The sequence below is a fragment of the Millisia brevis NBRC 105863 genome (assembly GCF_001552615.1).
Taxonomy (GTDB): domain Bacteria; phylum Actinomycetota; class Actinomycetes; order Mycobacteriales; family Mycobacteriaceae; genus Millisia; species Millisia brevis.
In genome coordinates this window covers 345,742-368,302 of sequence record NZ_BCRN01000002.1, presented here as the reverse complement: position 1 = coordinate 368,302, position 22,561 = coordinate 345,742, and the positions used below count along the sequence as shown (strand labels likewise).

Sequence of the window (22,561 nt, the reverse complement as noted above, 5' to 3'; positions counted from 1 at the left end):
GGACGGGGCGATCCGGTTGTCTCTCCGGTGGCCCGTCCGCTCGGTTGGGTCAGGACGCGTATGCGCGCAAGCGCTCCGCTCGATCGCCCTGACGCAGCTTGCTCATCACTTCGCGCTCGATCTGGCGCACCCGCTCGCGGGAGAGACCGAACAGCTTGCCGATCTGGTCGAGCGTGCGCGGCTGGCCGTCGTCGAGGCCGTAGCGCAGCCGGATGACCTGCTGCTCGCGCTCGTCGAGGGTCGCCAGGACGGTCCGCACGTCGGTGTGCAGCAGCCCGGCGATCACGACGCTCTCGGCCGAGGTGGCCTCCGAGTCCTCGATGAAGTCACCCAGCGGGGCTTCCTCGTCGGTTCCGACCGGCATGTCCAGGCTTACCGGGTCGCGGCTGTGGTCGAGCAGATCGGCGATCTTGTCGATCGAGATGCCCGACTCGGCAGCCAGTTCCTCGTCGGAGGCCTCACGTCCGAGCTGCTGGTGCAGCTCGCGCTTGATGCGGGCGAGCTTGTTGACCTGCTCGACCAGGTGGACGGGCAGCCGGATCGTGCGGCCCTGGTCGGCCATGCCGCGGGTGATCGCCTGGCGGATCCACCAGGTGGCGTAGGTGGAGAACTTGAAGCCCTTGGCGTAGTCGAACTTCTCCATCGCGCGGATCAGTCCGAGGTTGCCCTCCTGGATCAGGTCGAGCAGCGGCATGCCGCGGCCGGTATAGCGCTTCGCCAGCGACACCACGAGGCGCAGATTGGCCTCCAGCAGGTGGGCGCGCGCCGCGCGGCCCTGGCGGACGATGGTCGCCAGTTCACGCTTGCGGGTGGGGGACAACCGCTTCTGCGTCTCGAGCAGGTGGTCGGCGTACAGACCGGCCTCGATCGACTTCGCCAGCTCCACCTCTTGTTCGGCGGTCAACAGCGCGGTGCGGCCGATCCCGTTGAGGTACACGCGAACGAGATCCGCAGCCGGGCTCTGGGCATCCAGATCGGCATCTGTGGGGCGAATCCTCGTCGTGGTGCTCGGGCTGGTCATGAATGCCTCCTCCTGGCTGATCATTCACTTCGTTCAACGCCGAGGTACCCCGGAGTAGTTCCCCGGCCTATGTCTCGCAAAGTGTTCTGACCTGCGGGTTCCCGTGAGCAGCCCTGAGAAGTTACTGAGAAGCGGCGCCGTTCGGAGTAGCGTCCCGGGCATGGAGAGCCGGGGGACCAACGACGGCCGGACAGAGCGGGCCCCGGCAACCGGGACAAATCCGGCGACGACGTCCGGGCGAGCGGCGGGGGAGTCGCTCGACCCGCGGGCGGCGGCCGTCGCGGATCGCCTGCGCGCCGCCAATCGACGGCAGTCCCGGCGCATCGCGGCGTCGGTGCTCGCCCGTTCGCTGCGCTCACACCTCGGCGGTGGACGCGGCTCGGTATCCGGCGGGGGCGACGGGCGTTCGTGGATGCGCGACAAGCTCGACGCGATGGACCCGACCAAGGCGCAGATCTGTTACGTCACCGCGCGCACCCTCGGCGCCCGGCGGGTGGTCGAGGCAGGCACCGGATTCGGCTACTCGACGATCCACCTCGCCGCGGCGGTGCGCGACAACGTCGCCGACGGCGCCGGCTCGGCGACGGTGACCCCGGCCGTCTTCGGTACGGAATTCGAGCCCACGAAGGCGGCGGCCGCCCGGGCGAACCTGGCGGAGGCCGGGCTCGACGACCTGGCGACGGTGCTCGACGGGGATCTGCGCGAGAGTCTGCCGACCGTCGACGGCCCGATCGACCTCATGGTGCTCGACGTGTGGATCGATATGGCCGCGCCCGCCCTGGCGGCCACCCTGGACGCGCTTCGGCCGGGAGCGGTCGTGCTGGCGAACAATGTGGTGGTCGCCGCCGCGCAGTACGCGGAGTATCTGGCGGTGGTCCGGGACCCGAACGGACCGTTCCGTTCCTCGACGCTGCCGCTGCGCGGCGGTATGGAGGTCTCCGTCCGCCGGTGACGGCGCCGGGGGTGTGCAAACCTGCCCGGTTTTCGGCCGCCGCGACAACTATTGCTTCGGCACCCCGAAACCGTGCAGATTCGCACGCCGGCGACGTTGCGCTATGCCTGGTCGGCGCGGGCCTCGGCCGTGGGAGCCTCGTCCGGCTCGCTGTCGATCACCCGCGCCTCGAGCGCCGGGGCCGACGTACCGGCCACCGCGGTGCGGCGATGGTCGTAGCGGCGGGGCTCGTCGGCGGTGCGCGGCGGGCGGTCGTTGGCGATCAGCACCGCGATCCACGGCAGCGGGATCGACACGCCGATGATCGCCAGCGAGATCCACGGATTCGCCCACGCGGAGTACGCCACCGCGGCCAGAATCAGCGCCGGGATCCGCACCGACATGATCATCATGTACTTGCGGACCCGCGCCCGATGCTGCTCCTCGAAGGACGTTTCGGCATCGGTGATCAGGACCGGGCGACCCGAGTCGTCCAGTTCGACTCGTTCGCGTCTACCCATGGCATCTACTGTCCCACTCCGACGGCTCGAAGGGGAGGGCGCCCCCACCGTGACCGGCGTGTCGTCGGAGGGGGTGGGCGGCGCATAATCGGACCATGAGCACGCAGACGATCGAGCGTCCCGATGCGACAACCGACGAAACGACCGACGACGACACTCCCAAGTACTTCCACTATGTCAAGAAGGAACGGATCGCGGAGAGTGCCGTGATGGGGACGCACGTCGTGGCGCTCTGTGGCGAGGTCTTCCCGGTCACCCGCTCGCCGAAGCCCGGTTCGCCGGTCTGCCCGGAATGCAAGAAGGTTTACGACTCGCTGCGCAAGTAGGCACCGCGCACCCCGGGGCCGGTCGCCGTGTCGGGACCGGTGCCGGGGTTTGTCCGGCCCTCCGGCGTGCGGACGCCCTCCGGCGTGCGGACGGTCGGCGCCGATGCGGGGTCGAGCGGCCGACCGGCGTCCGGCAACCGGATCGTCGGGGCCTCCTCGGGTGGCGCCTCCACCGGCTCGCCGGTCCGGATGGGGCCGGTCGCCAGGCGGGTGAGCGCACCGATGGGATTGACCCCCGGATCGATCGCGGTGCGCTCGGTGATCCACCCGCGGACCTGCTCGATCCGCGTGGCCCGCGCCGGCCAGAAGGCCTGCAGCGAGGCGTTGAACTCGGCGCCCAGCACGATCGAGAAGCCGAGGAAGAATGTGAACAGCAGGAAGGCGATGAACGCCGACAGCGCCCCGTAGGTGAAGCCCGCCGCGCTGATCACCGACAGGTAGGCGCGCAGGCCGACGCTCGCCGCCAGGAAGAAGACGCCGGCGAGCAGGGCGCCCGGCAGCAGCCGGTGCCAGGGCAACGATTTGTGCAGCGCGAGCTTGTAGAGGGTGGTCAGCCCGACGATCAGCACCGCCCCCACGAAGGGGAAGTAGCCGATATCGATGATGCGCCCGACGATGCTGTGCCAGGACCCGGGGATCAGCCGGCCGATCAGCGAGGGCCCCAGGGCGATCACCGGCAGCACGACCACCGCGGCGAACAGGAATCCGACGTAGAGCAGCAGCGCGAAGATTCGCTGCCAGATCGGATTGCGCGCGTCCTGCTGCTCGTGGGCGTGCACGATCGAGTCGACGAAGGTCGAGACCGCCGACGATCCGGCCCACAGCGACAGGATGAAGCCGAACGAGATCACCGAGGCGCGGGGCCTGGCCATCACGTCGTCGACCGTCGGTGAGATCACCTCGTCGACCACCTGCGAGCTGAAGATCGTGCTGGCGAAGTCGAGCACCGCATCGGTGATGTCGTTGAGGATATTCGGCCCGAACCAGGGGGTGACATATCCGACGCTGCCCACCAGGCCGATCACCAGCGGCGGCAGCGACAGCGTCTGCCAGAACGCGGCGGTCGCGGCCTTGGCGAAGATCGAGTGGGCCCACGCCCGGGTGATCGTGTGCCAGATCAGTCGCCAGAGCACGAGGGGCGCGGGCCCGTTCGTCGGGTCGGAAGCGCTCGTCGCTCGGCCGGCCGAGGTGTCGGCGGCGGGTCGGATCGGCGCTTCCGCAGGGTTGTCGTGCTCGGGCATCGTGGACTCCAGCATCCCCGATGCCCGGATTCCGTGCGCGTTGCCACCCCGAAGTGGTGTCGATCACTACCGGCCGGTGTGGTGACGATCGTGCCGCCGGCTGTGCCGGGCCTCACCGGAGTGCCTCGAACCGGGCGTCGCGCGAACCGCTAGGCTCCATCGAGTGCCATCAGCCTCAACCGATTCCAGCGGCGCGAGTCCGGCTTCGATCGGGACGGCCGGACCGTCGCTGCGCGCGTGGCAGCGACGGGCACTGACCAAGTACCTCTCCTCGGGCCCGCGCGACTTTCTTGCCGTCGCCACCCCCGGTGCCGGCAAGACGACGTTCGCCCTGCGCCTGGCCGCCGAACTCGTCTCGGACCGAACGGTCGATCAGGTCACCGTGGTCGCGCCGACCGAGCACCTCAAGTACCAGTGGGCGGACGCCGCGCGGCGGTTCGGTCTGGCGCTCGACCCGCGATTCAGCAACTCCACCGGCGCCACCTCGGCGGACTATCACGGTGTGGTGGTGACGTACGCGCAGATCGCGGCGCACCCCACCCGTCATCGGGTCCGGACGGAGAACCGGCGGACGCTGGTGATCCTCGACGAGATCCATCACGGCGGTGACGCGAAGACCTGGGGCGACGCGATCCGTGAGGCTTTCGGGGACGCGACCCGCCGCCTCGCCCTCACCGGAACCCCGTTCCGCAGCGACGACAGCCCGATCCCGTTCGTGACGTACGAGCCGGACGGCGAGGGTCTGATGCGCTCGCGCGCCGACCACACCTACGGCTATTCGGCGGCGCTCGCCGACGGCGTCGTGCGGCCCGTGGTCTTCCTCGCCTACTCCGGCGAGGCGCGGTGGCGCACCAACGCGGGGGAGGAGTACTCCGCGCGTCTGGGCGAACCGCTGTCCGCCGAGCACACCGCGCGGGCCTGGCGCACCGCGCTCGACCCCAACGGCGAGTGGATCCCGTCGGTCCTGGCGGCGGCCGACGTGCGGCTCGCGCAGTTGCGTTCCTCCGGGGTTCCCGACGCCGGCGGCCTGGTGATCGCCTCCGATACCGTCTCCGCCCGCGCCTACGCCAAGATCCTCGAGTCGATCAACGGGATCGCCCCGGCGGTGGTGCTCTCGGACGATCCGGGTTCCTCCGATCGCATCCGCACCTTCGCCGAGTCCAACGAACCGTGGTTGGTCGCGGTGCGCATGGTCTCCGAGGGTGTCGACATCCCCCGGCTGGCCGTCGGGGTGTACGCGACGAGCGCGTCGACGCCACTGTTCTTCGCCCAGGCGATCGGCCGCTTCGTGCGGTCGCGGGTCAAGGGGGAGACCGCCAATATCTTCCTGCCGTCGATCCCGGTCCTGCTCGAACTGGCCAGCGGCCTCGAAGCCGAACGCGACCACGTCCTGGGCAAGCCGCATCGGCCCAAGGAGGGCTGGGACGACGAGCTGATCGAGCAGGCGAACAAGACCGAGACCGAGGACGACCCGGAGGAGAAGGGGTACGTCTCGCTCGGCGCGGACGCCGAACTCGACCAGGTGATCTACGACGGCTCCTCGTTCGGCACCGCGGCGTTCGCCGGATCCGCCGACGAGCAGGAGTACCTGGGCCTGCCCGGTCTGCTGGACGCCGATCAGATGCGGGAACTGTTGCGCCGCCGGCAGAGCGAGCAGCTCGACCGCAATGCCGCGGTCGCCGCGGCGCCGACCCCTGCGCCGACCGCACCGCAGGTCGGTACCGGTCCGTCGGCGGGCGCGGCCGACCTGGGCCGGCTGCGGCGCGAACTGAACTCCCTGGTCGCGATGCGGCATCACCGGACCGGTCAGCCCCACGGCGTCATCCACGGCGAGCTGCGGCGCGTGTGCGGCGGGCCGCCGACCGCGATCGCGACCGCGGACCAGCTGCAGAACCGGATCGAGTACCTGCGCAAGTCCTGAGCGGTCCGGCCGGCCGCCGAGGCCGGAAGTGGCGCCTGCGGGCGTCCGACTGCCGTGATGACCGACTCCCGGGGGCGTCCGGCTCCCGGGACGTTTCGACGGTCGGCGGGACCGACACATCCCCGAAAACAACATCGCGCGGACGTCTCCTCCCGGACGTCCGCGCGATGTCGAAGATGTTCAGTTGTGAATGCTGTGGTACGGCTGTTCTGTTGTGTCAGGGGCCGCGGTGCGCGGCCATCGGACGGGGAATTCGGGTCGACGTGGCGACCCGACTGCCACTAGTCGTCGATCTCTTCCACGAGAATCGTCGCCTCGAGGGCTCGGAGCTGGGCTTCGTGCTTCGTGCCGTGATGACGGCAGAAAAGCAGTTCTCCGCCTCCGGGGAGGACAGCCCGCACGCGAGCCGCCGCCCCGCACCGGTCGCAACGATCAGCGGCAGTGAGAGTTGAGGTGGTGACTGTTCCGGTCATGGCTCCTCCGTCCTGGCACCTGACTGTTGTGCCGTATGGGGCCCCCGCCGCGCCTGGATGGCACGTTCCCTACACCCTAGACAGACGATTGGAACCAGCCGTGTGTTCCCGACATCCGGTGTGTCCGGTGTCACTTTTGTTCGCCGGGTGGCCGTTCTCACCGAGGTTTATAGTGCCGACTGCGACGGGCGGATTTTCCCAAGACCGTACCGTATGTTTTCTGGTCCGTCATCGCCGGTTCACCGTGCGCCGGAGGGGCGAACATGTCGGAGGGCCCGCCTAGCATCGTCGATCGTGAAGGTGCTCGCGTGAAGGTGATCGACTCGGCCGGCCCGTCCGGGGGTGGTTCGGCCGCGCCCCGCGTACGGGAGTTGAGCCGTTCCCAGGCGCGGCGGATCGCGATCGCCGCGCAGGGCCTCGCGGCGCCGCGGCCGACCGGACCGGTCACGATGCGCCATATCGGGTCGTTGCTGGGCCGGATCGGGCTGCTGCAGATCGATTCGGTCAATGTGGTGGCCCGTGCCCACCTGCTGCCCGTTTTCGCCCGTCTGGGGCCGTACGACGTCGCTTTGCTCGATCGTGCGTCGGGACGCGCACCGCGGCGCCTCGTCGAGTACTGGGCGCACGAGGCGTCGTTCGTCCCGCCGTGGACCCGCGAGCTGCTCCGGTGGCGGATGGACCGGATGGCCGACAGCGGCCACGTGCGTCGCCTGCGCGCCGAGCATCCCGAGGTGCTCGCCGCCGTGCGTTCCCTGCTCGACGAGCGCGGCCCGTTGACCGGGCGGGAGGTGCACAGCCTGCTGGAGGGGTCGGCGGTGCAGCGGGACCACTGGGGGTGGAACTGGACCCTCGCGAAGCAGGCGCTCGAGGCGCTCTTCGCCGTCGGCGAGGTCACCAGCGCCGGGCGCACCCGTCAGTTCGAGCGTCGGTACGACCTGACCGAGCGGGTGATCCCGGCCGAGATCCGGGCCGGCGCCCCGGACAACGAGGCCGACGCGGTGCGGGAACTGGTGCAGATCTCCCTGCGGGGGCTGGGGATCGGCAGCGTTCGCTGTATCGCCGACTACTTTCGGCTCTCGATGGCTGCGGTGCGCCCGGCCCTCGACGATCTGGTCGAGGCCGGCATCGCCCAACCGGTGACCGTGCGGGAGTGGGGGCCGGCCTACCTCGACACCGCCGCCGCGGTACCGCGATCGGTATCCGCCCGGGCGCTGCTGGCGCCGTTCGATCCGCTGGTCTTCGAGCGGACCCGTTTGGAGCGCCTCTTCGACATGCACTACCGCATCGAGATCTACACCCCGGCCCACAAGCGGGTCCACGGCTACTACGTGCTGCCGTTCCTGCTGGGGGAGCAACTGGTCGGGCGGGTCGACCTCAAGGCCGACCGCGCCGCCGACGCCCTGGTGGTGCGCTCGGCCTTCGCCCAGCCGGATGCCCCGGCCGATACCGCCGAGCAGTTGGCATACGAACTGGCCGTCCTCGCCGGTTGGCTCGGCCTGTCGGAGGTGACGATCGCCGCCGAACCGGTCGGCGGCGATCTGCTCGGCCCGCTGGGAGCCGAACTGCACGTCGCGCGGTGACCGCCTCGGATCCGGCTCAGCCCACGGCACACCCGGATACGGCAACGCCGTCCGCGTCGGACGGGACGGGGACGGCGTTGTGCGGGTGTCGGGCCGGGTCCTGCGGGGGGACTGCGCCGGACCGGCTCGGGGTCAGTCGAGGTAGTCGCGCAGAACCTGCGAACGGCTCGGGTGGCGCAGCTTCGACATCGTCTTCGATTCGATCTGACGGATGCGCTCACGGGTGACCCCGTAGACCTGGCCGATCTCGTCGAGGGTGCGCGGCTGGCCGTCGGTCAGGCCGAAGCGCAACCGCACGACGCCCGCCTCGCGCTCGGAGAGCGTCTCGAGGACCGACTGCAACTGGTCCTGCAGCAGCGTGAACGACACCGCGTCGACCGCGACAACCGCCTCGGAGTCCTCGATGAAGTCGCCGAGCTGGCTGTCGCCCTCGTCGCCGATCGTCTGATCCAGCGAGATCGGCTCGCGCGCGTACTGCTGGATCTCGAGGACCTTCTCCGGGGTGATGTCCATTTCCTTGGCCAACTCCTCCGGAGTGGGCTCGCGGCCCAGATCCTGGAGCAGCTCGCGCTGGATGCGGCCGAGCTTGTTGATCACCTCGACCATGTGCACCGGGATGCGGATGGTGCGGGCCTGGTCGGCCATCGCACGGGTGATCGCCTGCCGGATCCACCAGGTGGCGTACGTCGAGAACTTGTAGCCCTTGGTGTAGTCGAACTTCTCGACCGCGCGGATCAGACCGAGGTTGCCCTCCTGGATCAGGTCCAGGAACGCCATCCCGCGGCCGGTATAGCGCTTCGCCAGCGACACCACGAGGCGCAGGTTGGCCTCGAGGAGGTGGTTCTTCGCGCGATTGCCGTCGCGGCAGATCCAGTTCATGTCCCGACGCTGAGCGGCGGGCAACTTCTCGCCCTTCTCGGTCAGCTCGGCCATCAGATGCGTGGCGTAGAGGCCGGCCTCGATCCGCTTGGCGAGCTCGACCTCCTCCTCCGCGTTGAGCAGCGCGACCTTGCCGATCTGCTTGAGGTACGCGCGCACCGAGTCGGCGGAGGCGGTCAGCTCGGCGTCCTTGCGGGCCTGCCGCAGCGCCTCCGACTCTTCCTCGTCCCACACGAAGTCACCGGAGGCCTTGTCTTCGGCGGTCGGCTCGGCGGTCTCCTCCTCGGCTTCCGCCTCGGCCTCGACGACGATCTCCTCGCCGTCGACGCCCGGGTCACCGTCGGGACCGTCGAGGTCATCCATATCGGTGACGTCGGCGCCGTCCGCCGGCTCGGCGTCGTCGCCGGTCGTCTTCTTCTTGGTGGCTCGCTTGGCGGGGGCCTTCTTGGCGGCCGCCTTGGTCGCCCGCTTGACGGGAGCCTTCTTGGCCGCAGTGCGCTTGGTCGCCGCCCGTGCGGGGGCCGCTTCGGGCTCGGCCACGGCGGTTGCCGCGGGCTGAGCCTGCTCGGTGTCGGTGACCTGTGAGGTGTCGGTGACAGCCACGTACGCCCTTTCGTGACGGTGTCGTGCCGCGTTATTGTGCCGAAGTATCGGTTCGGCGAAAGTTGAACGGGTTTTCCGGCTTCGAGCCGGGCATCGACCATTGTAACGATCGGACCCCGCGCGGGCCCGTCGCGGTGCACGTGACCACCGGAACCGACGTGTCGCCGGGCCGTTCCGCCGGCGCCGCAGCGGCGCCGGCGGAGACCTCTCAGGCCTTCGTCGCCGCCATCGCCGCGCCGACGATCCCGGCGGTGTTGAGCAGGGTCGCGGCGACCACCGGGGTGCGGCATTCGAGCAGCGGAATCCACTTGTCCGCCTTGCGGCTGATGCCACCACCGGCGATGAACAGGTCGGGCCACAGCAACGCCTCGTACTCCTGCAGGACCCGGCTGACCTCGACGGCCCACTTCTTGTACGACAGGTCCTTGCGTTCCTTGACCGAGGAAGCCGCCCGATGCTCGGCCTCCTCGCCGTCGACGTAGAGGTGGCCGAGTTCGGTATTCGGGAGCAGGACGCCGTTGTGCAGGACCGCCGACCCGATACCGGTGCCGAAGGTCAACAGGATCACCACCCCGGTGGTGTCCTTGCCGCCGCCGTAGGCGTCCTCGGCCACCCCGGCCGCGTCGGCGTCGTTGAGGACGGTCACCGAGCGCCCGCCGAGAGCGTCGCCGAAGAGGGCCGCCGCGTCGGTATCGATCCAGGCCTTGTCGATATTGGCGGCGCTGCGCATCACGCCGTGGGTGACCACGCCCGGCAGCGTCACGCCGACCGGTCCGGTCCAACCGAAGTGCTCGACGACCTTCGCGACGGTCTCGGCGACCGCGTCGGGGGTCGAGGGCTGCGGGGTGAGGATCTTGAAGCGTTCACCGACCAGTTCGCCGGTGGTCAGATCGACAACTCCGCCCTTGACGCCGCTGCCGCCGACGTCGACACCGAAGCCGAGCGGACCGGTGGGGGCGGCGGGTGCGGAATCCGTCGAGGTATCGGCGGATGCGGTATCGGCGGATTCGGGAGTGTCGTTGGTGGGGGCGTCTTCTGCGGAATCGGGCATCGTGGGCTCCCTTTCGCTGCGGCGGACGATGCGCGGTCCGGCGCGATGTGACTCGTACGACTGCCAACACTAGTGCCGGCGGCGTCGCTGTGTGTTGCGATGAGGATGTGATCAGCACAGGTATCCCGGAACGTGCCGATGGGTCCGACAATGGCGGCGATTCGGGGGGTGGTGCGGCGCGAATTCCCGGCCCGGACCCGTCCGCCGGAGCCCCGAACGACGCGGCGACGGACGTCGAGACGCTCGCCGCCGTGGCGACGGTGGTCGCGGAGGCCGCGGCCGGACACGTTCGGGTGCGGCGCCCCGAGGTCCTCGGCGGGATCGGGGGTCGCCGTGCGGTCGCCGACGGTGCGGTCGCCACTAAGTCGGCGCCCACCGACCCGGTGACGATCGTCGACACCGAGACCGAACGGCTCGTGCGCGATCTGCTCGCACGCCTGCGTCCGGGGGACTCGGTCCTCGGCGAGGAGGCCGGCGGCGGGGACGCCCCGGCCGGTGGCGTCCAGTGGGTCGTCGACCCGATCGACGGCACCGTCAACTTCGTCTACGGACTGCCCGCCTACGCGGTATCGCTCGCCGCCCGTGTCGACGGGGTGACGCTGGCCGGTGTCGTCGTCGACGTCTCGCGGCGGCTGACCTACCGGGCGGTGCTCGGCGGCGGCGCCGAGGTGATCGATGCCGACGGCGAAGCGCATTCCCTGGTCTGCTCCGACCGGACCGAGCTGGCGACCGCCCTGATCGCCACCGGATTCGGCTACGCGTCCGCGCGCCGCGAGCGGCAGGCGCACGCCCTGGCCACCGTCCTGCCCGCCGTCCGCGATATCCGCCGCGTCGGCTCGGCCGCGCTCGACCTGTGCATGGTCGCCACCGGCACCGTCGACGCCTCCTATGAGCACGGGCTGCACCCCTGGGACTGGGCGGCAGGGGCGTTGATCGCCGCCGAGGCGGGCGCGATCGTCCGGCTGCCGTCCGGCCCGACCGATCTGACCCTGGCGGCGGCACCGGGAATCGCCGACGACCTGCTCGATCTGCTCGACCGGGCCGGTATCGCCGGATCGATCGACGCCGTGAGCTGACCTCCGAGCCCGAGCCCGAGCCCGAGCCCGAGCCCGAGCCCGAGCCCGAGCCCGAGCCCGGTGGTCGGTCGGTTGGTTGGACCAGGGGCGCCGAAGCGGGTCCGCGCGGATGCGATCCGGCGCACAGTTGTCACATTTGTGGGCCGGTCACCGTCCGATAGGCAACAACAACCGACAAACCGGGAGACAGCGATGCACGTCGTGGTGGTGGGCGCGGGATACGCGGGAGTGATGGCGGCCAATCGTCTGGCCGGACGGGGTTCCGGGATGCGGGTGACGGTGGTCAACCCGCAGGCGGACTTCGTCGAGCGGATCCGATTGCACGAGTTGGCGGCCGGGACCGGCACGGCCACCCGGCCGCTGACAGCCCTGCTGGCCGACGGCGTGGACCTGCACCTCGGCCGCGCCGAGAAGGTCGGCGACGGGGTAGTGGTGGTCCGGGATGTCGACGGCGAGCCGTCCGACGTGCCGTTCGATCGGGTGATTCTCGCGGCGGGCCAGGCGGCGAACCTCCCGGACGGCGCGGTGGGAATCGACAGCCTCGGACGGGCGCAGCACGCGGCCGGCGCGATCGCCGCCCTGCCGACGGGGGCGACGGTGGCCGTGGTCGGAAGCGGTCTGACCGGGGTGGAAGCCGCCGCTGAGATCGCCCGGGCCCGAACGGATCTTCGGGTGGAGCTGATCGGTGCGAGCGAACCGGCCGCCGACTTCGATCCGCGCGGACGCGCGCGGATTCGGGGCGGGCTCGAACGGGCGGGGGTCGAGGTGGTCACCGGATCGGTGCTCGAGGTCGCCGATGGGCGGGCGACGCTCGCCGACGGCGGGACACGAGCCGCCGACCTGGTCGTCTGGGCGGTGGCATCCGGTGCCGGCGCGCCGATCGGCGGGGTCGCGGTCGACCCGGCCGGCCGGATCCGCGTCGACGAGTACCTGCGCAGCGTCGAGGATCCGCGGGTGCTGGCGGTCGGCGACATCGCGGCGGTGCCGGGGATGCGGCCCTCGTGTCAGGCGGCGATCCCGCAGGGGGCCTACGCGGCGGATCTGCTGATCGCCGAGGGCGTCGGCAGTCGGCGGGCTCGGCCCTTCTCGATGCGGTTCGTCGGTCGCAACGTCAGCCTCGGCCGCCGGGATGCGGTCATCCAGGCCACCGATCGCAACGATCATCCGCTGCGGTGGACGATCGGTGGCCGCCCCGCCGCGGCGATCAAGGAGACCGTCTGCCGGGGCGTCGTCCAGGCCGTCCGGCTGGCGAAGTACTACCCGGCCTGACCACGCACCCCCATCACCCGCCCGCCGGCTGTCCCGCGCAGCGCGGTCGGGTCAGCGACGGCGGGGAGCATGGCTCCTCGCCGTCGCTGCGGGTCAGCACTGGTTGTGGCGGGCGGCTTCCAGCAGGCCGACGTCGACCGGCGGCGGGGTGGTGTTGACCGGGGTATCGGCCAGGATGCGCAGCACCTCGATGGCGTCGGGGTTCGGCTGCAGGTCCTGGAAGTAGGTGCCCAGAGCGAGGTCGACCGTGTCGTCGGTGCGGCCGTCGAGCACGAACTCGGTGCAGCGGGCCGCGAGAGCCACGGTCGCGGCCGCCGCGCGGCCCTGCTCACCGAAGCGGATCTGCCCCTGGCACTGCATGTTCTGGTCGACGTAGATCGGGTCGTTGCCGGCCTGGACGTCCGGGGCGCTGGCGAAGCCCATATCGCTCAGCTCGGCGGCGACGGTCGAGGCCTGACCGCGCTGGCCGTTGGCGTTGTACACCCGCACCCGGGTCGAACCGACCGAGGCGGGCTGGACGTCGAGCATCGTGGAGGCATCGACCACGGTGCCCAGCTCCGGAGTGGGGGAGCCGTCCGCGGGCGCGGTCGGGGCATTGCAGGCCACCGCGATGTCGGATTCCTCACTCGCGGTCAACACCCGAATCCACAGACCCGTGGCCACCAGGGCCAGTACGAGCGCCATGATCACGTACGGGAGGGTGCGGCGACGCCGGAACGGGCGCCCCTTCGGGTCGCTCGAGGAGCCTTCTGTGATCAGGGATACCACGGTCTACTCGTGTTCCTTCCGCGCCGTTGTGCCATCGACCCGTCTCGGCGGGCCGTCTACGCCATCGACCCGCATGAACGGGGGCCGTCGGTTTGCTCCGGCCGGGTCACGGGCCCGCCCTCGCAGTCTTTTCAACTCTATAAGGGCTTTCGGGAATGCTCGAGCGCCCTCGTACGTTGTCGGTTCGCAATCGCAGTTTTCGAATCTCCTCGAGGGCGACGTGCGGGTCGGTTCCGGGTACCGGATCGAGCCGAATCGGAGGGGGAGCGGACGACACGATAGCGCCGCAGGACCGCCCGTTTTCGACATCGGCGGTTGGGTGGGCTATTGTTCGGCCGCCTCCCGGATGGGCCGTCGCCCCTCGGCGGGGGTTTCGGTGCCTGCGGGCGCGCGATGAATAGCCACGATCGTGCCTGCGTGTGGACGGTGAAGACCCATCCCCGCGCGCAGGGGAATCGATTCAGGAAGGTCAGGAAAATAATGGCTACCGACTACGACGCTCCTCGGCGCACCGAGTCCGACGAGGTGTCGGAGGACTCCCTCGAGGAGTTGAAGGCTCGACGCAACGAGGCGCAGTCGGCCGTGGTGGATGTCGACGAGTCGGACACCGCGGAATCCTTCGAACTGCCGGGAGCGGACCTCTCGGGCGAGGAACTCTCCGTGCGGGTGATCCCCAAGCAGGCGGACGAGTTCACCTGCTCGAGCTGTTTCCTCGTGCACCATCGGTCCCGTCTCGCGAGCGATGCGGGCGGCGCTCTGGTGTGCCGGGACTGCGCGGCCTGAGACGACGTCCGCGCGGTGGGTCACCGTCGGATCACTCGATAACCACCGTCCTTCCGGTCGGTGATCGGCTCACGATCACCGACCGAGGGAGGTGGGCGGGTCCTGATCGACGGTGGACAGCCCCAGGGCCTCGATCACGGCTTCCGGGCGACGCGTGCTGAAGATCCAGTAGGGCGTCGGATCGTCCGGGTCGTCGAGCACGGCGACCACCATCGGGCGCACCCACGGGCGGTGCAGGACGTAGGCCGCCGGATCGAGTTGGCGACCCATCGCCGCGCTCTTGGCGGTCGGCGGGACCACGGCGGCGCGGGCGATGAACCGCGTCGGCAGCCGGGCGTCGCCGACCTGCAGTTCGCGGCCGTCCGGGCCGTCGACGACCGCGATGGTGGTACGGCCCATGCGGAAGATCGCGAACGCCGCGAGCCCCAGCAGGAACGGGTACGGCAACCAGGCGGGGACCTGCGGTGATCCCATGTGTATCTCCGCGGACAGCACCGCGGCGATACCCAGGGCGAGCAGCCAGATCCATGCCGATACCCAGAGGTACTCGCGGTGGATCACACCCGTCGACCGGTCGGCCGCGCGCGGTGCGGTGTCGTCTCGGGCTTCGGCGGACATGCTGTCGACCTTACCGCCGGCGGGGTGCGAGTGGGGAGTGTGGCCGGTTTCTCGTCGGCCGATCCCGACCACTGCCCGGAGATCGGAACCGTAACCGGTAGTCTTCTGGCTTGTGACCGAACCGATATCTGTCGCCGTTCGTCGGTTGGACCCGGACCTGCCGCTGCCGAAGCGGGCGCATCCGGGTGACGCGGGCCTCGATCTCTACGCGACGACCGAGGTGGTCATCGCGCCCGGCGAGCGGGTTCTGGTCGGCACCGGTATTGCGATCGCGCTGCCGGTGGGCACCGTGGGGCTGTTGCATCCGAGATCCGGTCTGGCCGCGCGTGCCGGACTGTCGATCGTCAACACGCCCGGTACCGTCGACGCGGGCTACCGCGGTGAGCTGAAGGTGTGTCTGATCAATCACGATCTGCGGGAGAGCATCCGGGTCCAGCGCGGCGATCGCATCGCCCAGTTGCTGGTCCAGCGGGTCGAGCTGGTCGACCTGGTCGAGGTGGATGATCTGGACGACACCGACCGCGGCAGCGGTGGTTACGGTTCGACCGGTGGACACGATGTCCTTGCGGCGGGCGCGGGAGCCTGAGCGAAAGATTTCGGGAGATGACGGGCGCGGTCGGGTGCCTCGATGGTCGGAAGACATGGTCGAAGAAGCGTGGTCGGAGAGAAGTCGGCGGGATCGATGAAGGGATCTGTGTAGATGTTCGGACGCGGTAAACGTTCGTCTCGGCAGCGCGGGAACTCCACCGGACGCCAGGGCCGGACGGTCGATTCTCGGAATATCGACGAGATCGACGACTTCGACGATGAGGTCATCCGGGACGGAGCGGAGCTGCCCGGGCCCGGCACCGGTCCCTACGATGTCGACGCCCTGGGTCTCGATCGGGCCACGATGGCCTCCAAGCGCCTCGATTTCGGTTCGATCATGCTGCCGTTCCTGTCCGGCGCGGAGTTGCAGGTCGAGATCGGCGAGGGTGGTCGGGCGACCGGCGTACACATGCAGACCCAGTTCGGGCGCATCACGATCGCCGCCCTCGCGGCGCCGAAGTCGCCCGGACAGTGGCGCGAGATGGCGCGCGAGATGTCGGATCTGCTCCGCAAGAACGGGCAGGTCGTCACCGTCGAGGAGGGCGCCTACGGCCGTGAGGTCCACGCCGCCGGCCCGGACGGCGACCGACGCTTCATCGGCTTCGACGGCTACCGCTGGATGGTGCGCGCCGTCGCGACGGGGCCGACCGGCATGGTCACCGCCGATGCGCCGCTGGTACGGCTGACCCGCGCGGTGCTCAGCGAGACCGCCGTCGTGCGCGGCCCCTCGCCGCATCCGGCGCGCAACCTGCTGCCGATCGTCCTGCCGAAGGTGATGGTCGAGCACCTTCAGGCGAAGGAGATGCAGCGCCGCGCCCAGAGCGCCGCCGAGAATGCGGCCGCGGTCGGCGTGCGGCGTATCCCGGCGACCGCCGGCGCGCCGATGGCGCCCGGTACCGGGGCGATCCCCGCCGCCGCGCGCACCGGCGCGATTCCGATCGCCGCGCCGATCACCGGCGCGATCCCGACCGGGGCTCCCACGGGCGCGATCCCGACCGGGGCACCGACCGGTGCCATCCCGACCGGGCCGGTCACCGGTGCGCTTCCGGTCGCGCCCGGCACCGGTGCGATCCCGACCGCCCCGACCACCGGTGCGATTCCGGTCGCCCCCGGCACCGGTGCGATCCCGGCCGTTCCGGGAGGCCGCCGCGGCGCCGCCGGTTCGGCGATGCAGCAGCTGGGCTGACCCGGCCGGCGGTCACTCGTCGGCTGCTCGGCCCCGGCCGTTCCCCGTGTTCAGGCGCTCCAGAGCCGCCAGGGCGAGCGTCCCGAGCCTGCCCGGATCGGCGCCCAATTCGTCGAGGGTGAGCGTCGACAGGTCCGCGACCGGCAGCTGGGCGCACCACTGCCGGGCCACGGGCAGCGGGTGGACCGGGTCGTCGCTGCCGGCGATCACCGCGACCGGGACGGTGACGGCGGCCAACTCGGCCGGGCTCGGACCCGCATAGCCCGCGGCTTCCCGCAGCGCCGCCGGCAGATCCGGCCACTGGGCCCGCCAGGAGCGGGTCAACTCCGCGGCCAACCACGGGGGACTGCCGGCGGTCATCGTCTCGATCGATCGTTCGAGTCCGATCTCGTCGAGCATGTCGGCCGTCACCCGCGCCGACACCGCCGCCGGCGCCTCGCCCGGCGGGCCGGTCCATGCCGGCAGCGCGGCGATCACCGCAGCGCATCCCCCCGGCCGCCGCGCCGCCCACCGCAGGGCGACCGACGCCCCGAGCGAGACCCCGCCGACGATCGTGTCCGGTCCGGCCGCAGCGTCGAGGGCGCGCCGATACGAGGCGATGAGGTCCGCGGGATCGGGGTCGACCCGGATCACCGTGACTTCGTCTCCGAGCAGGGAGGTTGCGAAGGCCTTCTCCAGAAACCGCGCGTCCGAACCGGTGCCGGGAAGCAGCACGGCGGTACGGGAAGTCGACGCTGACATGGTGGGTGATTGTGCCCCGGGCCGAGAGGGCGGACGCGGCCGGTCCGACAGGTGTTTCGCGATCGGAATCGGACTACAGTGGGAGCAGGTTTCTACGCCGATGTAGGACACGCGAACGAGCTTCAGGAGCACCACATGGCACCAAGTGCCACCGGCTATTTCAAGCGGCTGGGACGTCGCTTGACCGAGGATCAGGACGTCACGGACGCCGAGCGGATGGCCACCCAGTCGTTGGCCACCGGAGCGCTGCCCGCGGTCGACTGCACTCGGGGCAAGGAGGTCACCCTCCTCGGGCGGCTCCGCAGCGTCGATGCGTGCTCGCGGTGTTCGACCCCGAGCGTGGAAGCCGAGCTCTTCGACGGGACCGACGCGGTCACCCTGGTGTGGATCGGCCGGCGCAAGATCGCCGGTATCGAGGCCGGCCGCACCGTGATGGTCAAGGGCCGCATCGGCGAACGCGACGGCCGCAAGGTCGTGTTCAACCCGTACTACGAATTGCGCGACGGTTCCGAGCCGAACGGCTGACCACGTCCGCGGGCGGCTCGCGCGGCGACGTGGGAGCCGCGGCGGTCGTATGTCACCCTGGTCGGTATGACCACGGGCAACTCCGACGACGACAAGCCGACCTCGGCGACCCTGCTCGACCAGATGGGTGGTTGGCGCGGTCTGGTGCAGTCGACGCTGCCGGTGGGCGTCTTCGTCCCGGTCAATGCGATCTTCGGGATGTCGCCCGCGATCGGGGCGGCTCTGGGTGCGGCACTGGCGATCCTGATCTGGTGCCTGTTCAAGCGGCAGTCGGTGCAGCCGGCGATCTCCGGCTTCCTCGGCGTCGCGCTGTGCGGCTTCATCGCGTATCGCAGCGGTGAGGCGCGGGACTACTACCTCTTCGGGCTCTACACCAGCCTGATCTACGGCGCGGTGCTCGCGCTGTCGGTGCTCGTGCGCTTCCCGCTGGTCGGCGTCATCTGGAATCTGCTCAACGGTCGCGACGGCACGTGGCGGCGCGTTCCCGCCGCCCGCCGCGCCTACGACATCGCCACCATGGTGTGGGTGGCGGTCTTCGCGGCCCGCTACCTGGTGCAGTCCGGCCTCTACGACGACGATCGCGTCGGCTGGCTCGGCGTCGCCCGCATCGCGATGGGGTATCCGCTGGCCGCGGTCGCCCTGGTGGTCTGCATCTGGGCGGTGCGCCGCGCCGATCGCGCGCTCGCCGCGGTGGCGGACGACAACCCCGAGGCGAGCGATGAGGTCGCGACCGACCCGGCGAGCCCGTCCGACCCGGTGCGTGTGAACGATGCGGTGCGGTTGAACGATGCGGTGCGTGTGAACGATGCGGTCGGCGTCAACGATGCGGTGGGCGTGAGCGACACGGCCGCCGCCGATTCGGGCGAGTCGCCCGCGGCGTCGCGCCACGGCCGGGACGAGCCACGGGGCTGAGCGCCGGGTACCGGCGCGCGGGCGCTCAGACCAGTCCGAGGACCTCGCGCAGTTCCGCCTGACCGTCGCCGGTCACCACGAACAGCAGCTCGTCGCCACCCTCGAGGGGGTCGTCCTGCTGCGGCACGATCACCCGATCCCCGCGCAGGATCGCGACCAGTGCGGTGTCGCGGGGCAGCTTCAACCGGCGCACCGCCTTGCCGGCGATCGCCGCGTTCTCCGGCAGGGTGATCTCCACCAGATCGGCCCCACCGCGGCGGAAGGTGATCAGCCGCACCAGATCGCCGACCGAGACCGCCTCCTCGACCAGCGCCGCCAGCAGGCGGGGGGTCGAGACCGCGACGTCGACACCCCAGGACTCGTCGAAGAGCCATTCGTTGCGGGGGTCGTTGACCCGCGCGACCGCGCGGCCGACCCCGAACTCGGTCTTGGCGAGCAGGCTGAACACCAGATTGACCTTGTCGTCGCCGGTGGCGGCGATCGCGACGTCGTAGTCCTGCAGATCGGTCGACTCCAACAGCGACAGCTCGCAGACGTCGCCGACGATCCGTTCGATCGGATGGGCATAGGTCGGCGGCCCGCCTGCCGGTACCGGGTCGGGACGTCCGATCACGTCGGCGCGGCGGTCCATCAACAGCACCCGGTGTCCGGCGGTGGCCAGTTCGCGGGCGATCGATCCGCCCACGGCTCCGGCTCCGGCGATGGCTACCTTCACGGCGATCCTTCCTAGTCCGCGTCGACGGGCGGGGCCGCCGCGACCGCGACGGCCCGGTTGACGGTGTCGACCAGGGCGGCCAGATAGACCTCGTCGTCGGCCTGCAGGACGCTGCCGGGCGCCGGGATCACCCCACGGCCCAGTCGCACGACAAACGCCACCCGCGCACCCGACGCCGCCTCGAGCGCGACGATCTTTCGCCCGATCCAGCCGGGATCGACGTAGGCGGAGGTCACGGTGACCGATCCGGTCGGCTCGGTCCAGCGGACGCCGGGGGCCTCCGGGAGCAGTTCGTGCAGCAGCAGATCGGTCGTCCAGGGGACCGTCGCGATCGTCGGAATGCCCATGCGCTCGTATACCGCGGCGCGTTTTGCATCGTAAATACGGGCCACGACACGTTCGACATCGAAATGTTCACGCGCCGTTCGCGCGGCGATGATGTTCGAATTGTCGCCCGAGGAGACCGCCGCAAAGGCGTCCGCACGCTCGATCCCCGCCTCGATCAGGACATTTCGGTCGAATCCGCGGCCGGTGATCGTGCGGCCGGAAAAGCCCGGCGGCAGGCGTACGAAGGCGCCGGGATCCTGGTCGATGATCGCCACCTCGTGCCCGGCGGCGAGGATGGCGGTGGCGAGGCCGGAACCTACACGGCCGCAACCCATTACAACGACGTACACGGGTCTCCTGTCGATCGGGCTGCGGTGGCCTGCGCCACCCGGTCCACCGCGCCGGTGGCCGGCCGAAGGAGGGTATCGAAATCGTTCGGAACGGTTCGGCCCCACCGGTACTCTATCGATTCCGCAGAGGCCTACGCTGACACGCTGTGCCCAGTATTTCGACGGTCACCAAGCGCTTGCTGGTGGGTCGACCGTTTCGCAGCGACACGCTGGAGCAGACCCTGCTCCCGAAACGGATCGCATTGCCGGTGTTCGCCTCCGACGCGATGTCGTCGGTCGCCTACGCCCCCGAGGAAATCTTCCTCATGCTGGCCGTCGGCGGCAGCACGGCGCTGATCTTCACCCCCTGGATCGGCCTGGCCGTCGCCGTGGTGATGGCGGTCGTCGTCGCGAGCTACCGCCAGAACGTGCACGCCTATCCCTCCGGCGGCGGTGACTACGAGGTCGCGACGGTCAACCTCGGCCGCACCGCCGGCCTGGTGGTCGCCGCGGCCCTGCTGGTCGACTACGTGCTGACCGTCGCGGTGTCGATCTCCGCGGCCGCCGCCAACGTCGGATCGGCCTTCCCCTTCGTCGCCGAGCACAAGGTGGCCTTCGCCGTCGGCGCGATCGTGCTCGTCGCGGCGATGAACCTGCGCGGCGTTCGCGAATCGGGCATCTCGTTCGCCGTTCCCACCTACGCCTTCATCTTCTTCACCGCCGGGATGGTGATCTGGGGCGCGATCCGGCTGTCGTTGCTCGGCGACGATCTGCAGGCGGAGTCCGCGCGCTACGAGATCATCGCCCAGCAATCCCATATGAGCACCCTGGCGTTCGCCTTCCTGATCGCCCGCGCCTTCACCTCCGGCTGCGCCGCCCTGACCGGTGTCGAGGCGATCAGCAACGGTGTACCGGCGTTTCGGAAGCCGAAGTCGCGCAACGCCGCGGCGACGCTGGTCATGCTCGGCGGTATCGGCGTCGGGTTGATGCTCGGCATCCTGTTCCTGGCGCGGCGGCTCGGCGTCGTCTTCGTCGAGAATCCGCAGACCCAGCTGGCGAACGTGCCGGCCGACTACCACCAGCAGACCCTGCTCACCCAGGTCGCCGCCACCGTCTTCGACAACTTCCCGCCCGGCTACTACGCGATGGTCGTCGTTACCGCGTTGATCCTCGGCCTGGCCGCCAATACCGCGTTCAACGGCTTCCCGGTGCTCGGCTCGGTGCTCGCGCAGAACAGCTACCTGCCGCGACAGTTCCACACCCGCGGCGACCGGCTGGCGTTCAGCAACGGCATCCTGTTCCTGGCGCTGGCGTCGATCGCTTTCGTGGTGGCCTTCGGGGCGGAGTCGACCCGGCTGATCCAGCTGTACATCGTCGGGGTGTTCGTCTCGTTCACCCTCAGCCAGGCCGGCATGGTGCGGCACTGGACCCGACTGCTCGAGTCGGAGACCGACGCATCGGCGCGGGCGCGGATGATGCGGTCGCGGGTGATCAACACGATCGGCTTCGTGATGACCGGCACCGTGTTGGTGATCGTGCTGCTGACCAAGTTCACCGCCGGCGCCTGGGTGGCGATCCTGGCGATGGGCGCGGCGTTCCTGTTGATGCAGGCGATCCGCAAGCATTACGACGCCGTCGCCGAGGAACTCGCCGACTACGAATGGGACGGGGTGCTGCCCAGCCGCACCCACTCGATCGTGCTGGTCTCCAAACTGCACCGGCCGACCATGCGGGCGGTGGCCTATGCGCGGGCGACCCGTCCGGACACCCTCGAAGCGGTGACGGTCAACGTCGACGACAAGGAGACCCGCCGGCTGGTCGAGCAGTGGGAGCGCAGCGACATCACCGTCCCGCTGAAGGTGATCGAGTCGCCCTACCGGGAGATCACCCGGCCGATCCTCGACTACGTCAAGCGCATCCGGCGCAACTCGCCGCGCGACGTGGTCACCGTCTTCATCCCCGAATACGTTGTGGGCCACTGGTGGGAGCAGATCCTGCACAACCAGAGCGCCCTGCGCCTCAAGACGCGGCTGCTCTTCCAGCCCGGTGTGATGGTCACCAGCGTGCCCTGGCAGTTGGTCTCCTCCGAACATGCCCGCAACCGGCTGGTCGGCCCCGCCCCGGGCACCGCGCGCCGCGGTATCGGCCCCGCCCGCACGAACGACGATCGGTGACCC

General features: G+C 70.2%; 23 protein-coding genes. 12 read left to right on the top strand and 11 right to left on the bottom strand.

The annotated features are described in order from the left end of the window. Positions 1 to 49 precede the first annotated feature (49 nt). Positions 50 to 1,021 (bottom strand): sigma-70 family RNA polymerase sigma factor, encoded by a 972-nt coding sequence (locus tag MB1_RS04420; protein WP_066904293.1) that lies wholly within the window; start codon positions 1,019 to 1,021, stop codon positions 50 to 52. Between the two features lie 160 nt (positions 1,022 to 1,181). Between MB1_RS04420 and MB1_RS04415 the strand changes: the two genes are divergently transcribed. Beyond that, positions 1,182 to 1,973 carry an O-methyltransferase gene (locus MB1_RS04415; protein WP_066903977.1) on the top strand — a complete coding sequence of 264 codons (792 nt, stop codon included), beginning with the start codon at positions 1,182 to 1,184 and terminating at the stop codon, positions 1,971 to 1,973. A gap of 101 nt (positions 1,974 to 2,074) precedes the next feature. Here the strand turns inward: MB1_RS04415 and MB1_RS04410 are convergent, their stop codons facing one another. After that, positions 2,075 to 2,473 (bottom strand): DUF3099 domain-containing protein, encoded by a 399-nt coding sequence (locus MB1_RS04410; protein ID WP_066903975.1) that lies wholly within the window; start codon positions 2,471 to 2,473, stop codon positions 2,075 to 2,077. A gap of 95 nt (positions 2,474 to 2,568) precedes the next feature. On the opposite strand from MB1_RS04410, the gene MB1_RS04405 reads away from it, so the two are divergent. After that, positions 2,569 to 2,799 carry a DUF3039 domain-containing protein gene (locus tag MB1_RS04405; RefSeq protein ID WP_066903973.1) on the top strand — a complete coding sequence of 77 codons (231 nt, stop codon included), beginning with the start codon at positions 2,569 to 2,571 and terminating at the stop codon, positions 2,797 to 2,799. Here the strand turns inward: MB1_RS04405 and MB1_RS04400 are convergent. Beyond that, positions 2,778 to 4,040, bottom strand: a complete 1,263-nt coding sequence (locus MB1_RS04400) for a YihY/virulence factor BrkB family protein (RefSeq protein WP_084350908.1) — start codon at positions 4,038 to 4,040, stop codon at positions 2,778 to 2,780. The genes MB1_RS04405 and MB1_RS04400 overlap by 22 nt on opposite strands. A 208-nt stretch (positions 4,041 to 4,248) precedes the next feature. Between MB1_RS04400 and MB1_RS04395 the strand changes: the two genes are divergently transcribed. Continuing rightward, complete coding sequence (locus MB1_RS04395; RefSeq protein WP_245650028.1) at positions 4,249 to 5,961, top strand: DEAD/DEAH box helicase; 1,713 nt, start codon at positions 4,249 to 4,251, stop codon at positions 5,959 to 5,961. A gap of 281 nt (positions 5,962 to 6,242) precedes the next feature. On the opposite strand, the gene MB1_RS26475 is transcribed toward MB1_RS04395, so the two are convergent. After that, a complete protein-coding gene (locus tag MB1_RS26475; RefSeq protein WP_084350837.1) occupies positions 6,243 to 6,434 on the bottom strand; it encodes a DUF7455 domain-containing protein in 192 nt (63 codons plus the stop codon). A gap of 308 nt (positions 6,435 to 6,742) precedes the next feature. Between MB1_RS26475 and MB1_RS04385 the strand changes: the two genes are divergently transcribed. Beyond that, entirely contained in the window at positions 6,743 to 8,014 is a 1,272-nt protein-coding gene (locus MB1_RS04385; protein WP_369406844.1) for a winged helix-turn-helix domain-containing protein, read from the top strand. 132 nt (positions 8,015 to 8,146) lie between these two features. Here MB1_RS04385 and MB1_RS04380 read toward each other — a convergent pair whose 3' ends face one another. Beyond that, positions 8,147 to 9,544, bottom strand: coding sequence for an RNA polymerase sigma factor (locus MB1_RS04380; RefSeq protein ID WP_084350906.1), 1,398 nt, complete (start codon positions 9,542 to 9,544; stop codon positions 8,147 to 8,149). Between the two features lie 160 nt (positions 9,545 to 9,704). After that, entirely contained in the window at positions 9,705 to 10,547 is an 843-nt protein-coding gene (gene ppgK / locus MB1_RS04375; RefSeq protein WP_084350834.1) for a polyphosphate--glucose phosphotransferase, read from the bottom strand. A gap of 182 nt (positions 10,548 to 10,729) precedes the next feature. Here ppgK and MB1_RS04370 point away from each other — a divergent pair, with 182 nt between their 5' ends. Together MB1_RS04370 and MB1_RS04365 are read left to right on the top strand one after the other, a co-directional pair. Continuing rightward, the gene (locus MB1_RS04370) at positions 10,730 to 11,623 is read left to right on the top strand and encodes an inositol monophosphatase family protein (protein WP_439646920.1); all 894 of its coding nucleotides are present in this window, start codon (positions 10,730 to 10,732) and stop codon (positions 11,621 to 11,623) included. A gap of 192 nt (positions 11,624 to 11,815) precedes the next feature. Beyond that, positions 11,816 to 12,892: an NAD(P)/FAD-dependent oxidoreductase gene (locus MB1_RS04365; RefSeq protein ID WP_066903965.1), complete on the top strand. Its 1,077-nt coding sequence runs from the start codon at positions 11,816 to 11,818 to the stop codon at positions 12,890 to 12,892. 93 nt (positions 12,893 to 12,985) lie between these two features. Here MB1_RS04365 and cei read toward each other — a convergent pair whose 3' ends face one another. Next, on the bottom strand, positions 12,986 to 13,660 hold the full coding sequence (gene cei / locus MB1_RS04360) for an envelope integrity protein Cei (RefSeq protein ID WP_066903963.1): 675 nt from the start codon (positions 13,658 to 13,660) through the stop codon (positions 12,986 to 12,988). Positions 13,661 to 14,140: 480 nt separating this feature from the next. Between cei and MB1_RS04355 the strand changes: the two genes are divergently transcribed. Beyond that, complete coding sequence (locus MB1_RS04355; protein ID WP_066903962.1) at positions 14,141 to 14,443, top strand: DUF4193 domain-containing protein; 303 nt, start codon at positions 14,141 to 14,143, stop codon at positions 14,441 to 14,443. 75 nt (positions 14,444 to 14,518) lie between these two features. Here the strand turns inward: MB1_RS04355 and MB1_RS04350 are convergent, their stop codons facing one another. Next, positions 14,519 to 15,061 carry a DUF3093 domain-containing protein gene (locus MB1_RS04350; protein ID WP_066904284.1) on the bottom strand — a complete coding sequence of 181 codons (543 nt, stop codon included), beginning with the start codon at positions 15,059 to 15,061 and terminating at the stop codon, positions 14,519 to 14,521. A 112-nt stretch (positions 15,062 to 15,173) separates the two neighbouring features. Here MB1_RS04350 and dut point away from each other — a divergent pair, with 112 nt between their 5' ends. Both dut and MB1_RS26770 read left to right on the top strand, forming a co-directional pair. Beyond that, a complete protein-coding gene (gene dut / locus MB1_RS04345) occupies positions 15,174 to 15,647 on the top strand; it encodes a dUTP diphosphatase (protein WP_066903960.1) in 474 nt (157 codons plus the stop codon). A gap of 114 nt (positions 15,648 to 15,761) precedes the next feature. After that, on the top strand, positions 15,762 to 16,835 hold the full coding sequence (locus tag MB1_RS26770) for a DUF3710 domain-containing protein (RefSeq protein WP_066903958.1): 1,074 nt from the start codon (positions 15,762 to 15,764) through the stop codon (positions 16,833 to 16,835). A 12-nt stretch (positions 16,836 to 16,847) separates the two neighbouring features. On the opposite strand, the gene MB1_RS04335 is transcribed toward MB1_RS26770, so the two are convergent. Next, positions 16,848 to 17,576, bottom strand: a complete 729-nt coding sequence (locus MB1_RS04335; protein WP_066903956.1) for an alpha/beta fold hydrolase — start codon at positions 17,574 to 17,576, stop codon at positions 16,848 to 16,850. Between the two features lie 135 nt (positions 17,577 to 17,711). On the opposite strand from MB1_RS04335, the gene MB1_RS04330 reads away from it, so the two are divergent. Together MB1_RS04330 and MB1_RS04325 are read left to right on the top strand one after the other, a co-directional pair. Continuing rightward, a complete protein-coding gene (locus MB1_RS04330) occupies positions 17,712 to 18,101 on the top strand; it encodes an OB-fold nucleic acid binding domain-containing protein (protein ID WP_066903954.1) in 390 nt (129 codons plus the stop codon). Positions 18,102 to 18,167: 66 nt separating this feature from the next. Further along, positions 18,168 to 19,013 carry a DUF3159 domain-containing protein gene (locus MB1_RS04325; protein ID WP_084350832.1) on the top strand — a complete coding sequence of 282 codons (846 nt, stop codon included), beginning with the start codon at positions 18,168 to 18,170 and terminating at the stop codon, positions 19,011 to 19,013. A 25-nt stretch (positions 19,014 to 19,038) separates the two neighbouring features. On the opposite strand, the gene MB1_RS04320 is transcribed toward MB1_RS04325, so the two are convergent. Next, complete coding sequence (locus tag MB1_RS04320) at positions 19,039 to 19,728, bottom strand: potassium channel family protein (protein ID WP_066903952.1); 690 nt, start codon at positions 19,726 to 19,728, stop codon at positions 19,039 to 19,041. 11 nt (positions 19,729 to 19,739) lie between these two features. After that, positions 19,740 to 20,405, bottom strand: a complete 666-nt coding sequence (locus MB1_RS04315) for a potassium channel family protein (RefSeq protein ID WP_066903950.1) — start codon at positions 20,403 to 20,405, stop codon at positions 19,740 to 19,742. Between the two features lie 146 nt (positions 20,406 to 20,551). Between MB1_RS04315 and MB1_RS04310 the strand changes: the two genes are divergently transcribed. Then, on the top strand, positions 20,552 to 22,558 hold the full coding sequence (locus MB1_RS04310) for an APC family permease (protein ID WP_066903948.1): 2,007 nt from the start codon (positions 20,552 to 20,554) through the stop codon (positions 22,556 to 22,558). Positions 22,559 to 22,561 lie beyond the last annotated feature (3 nt).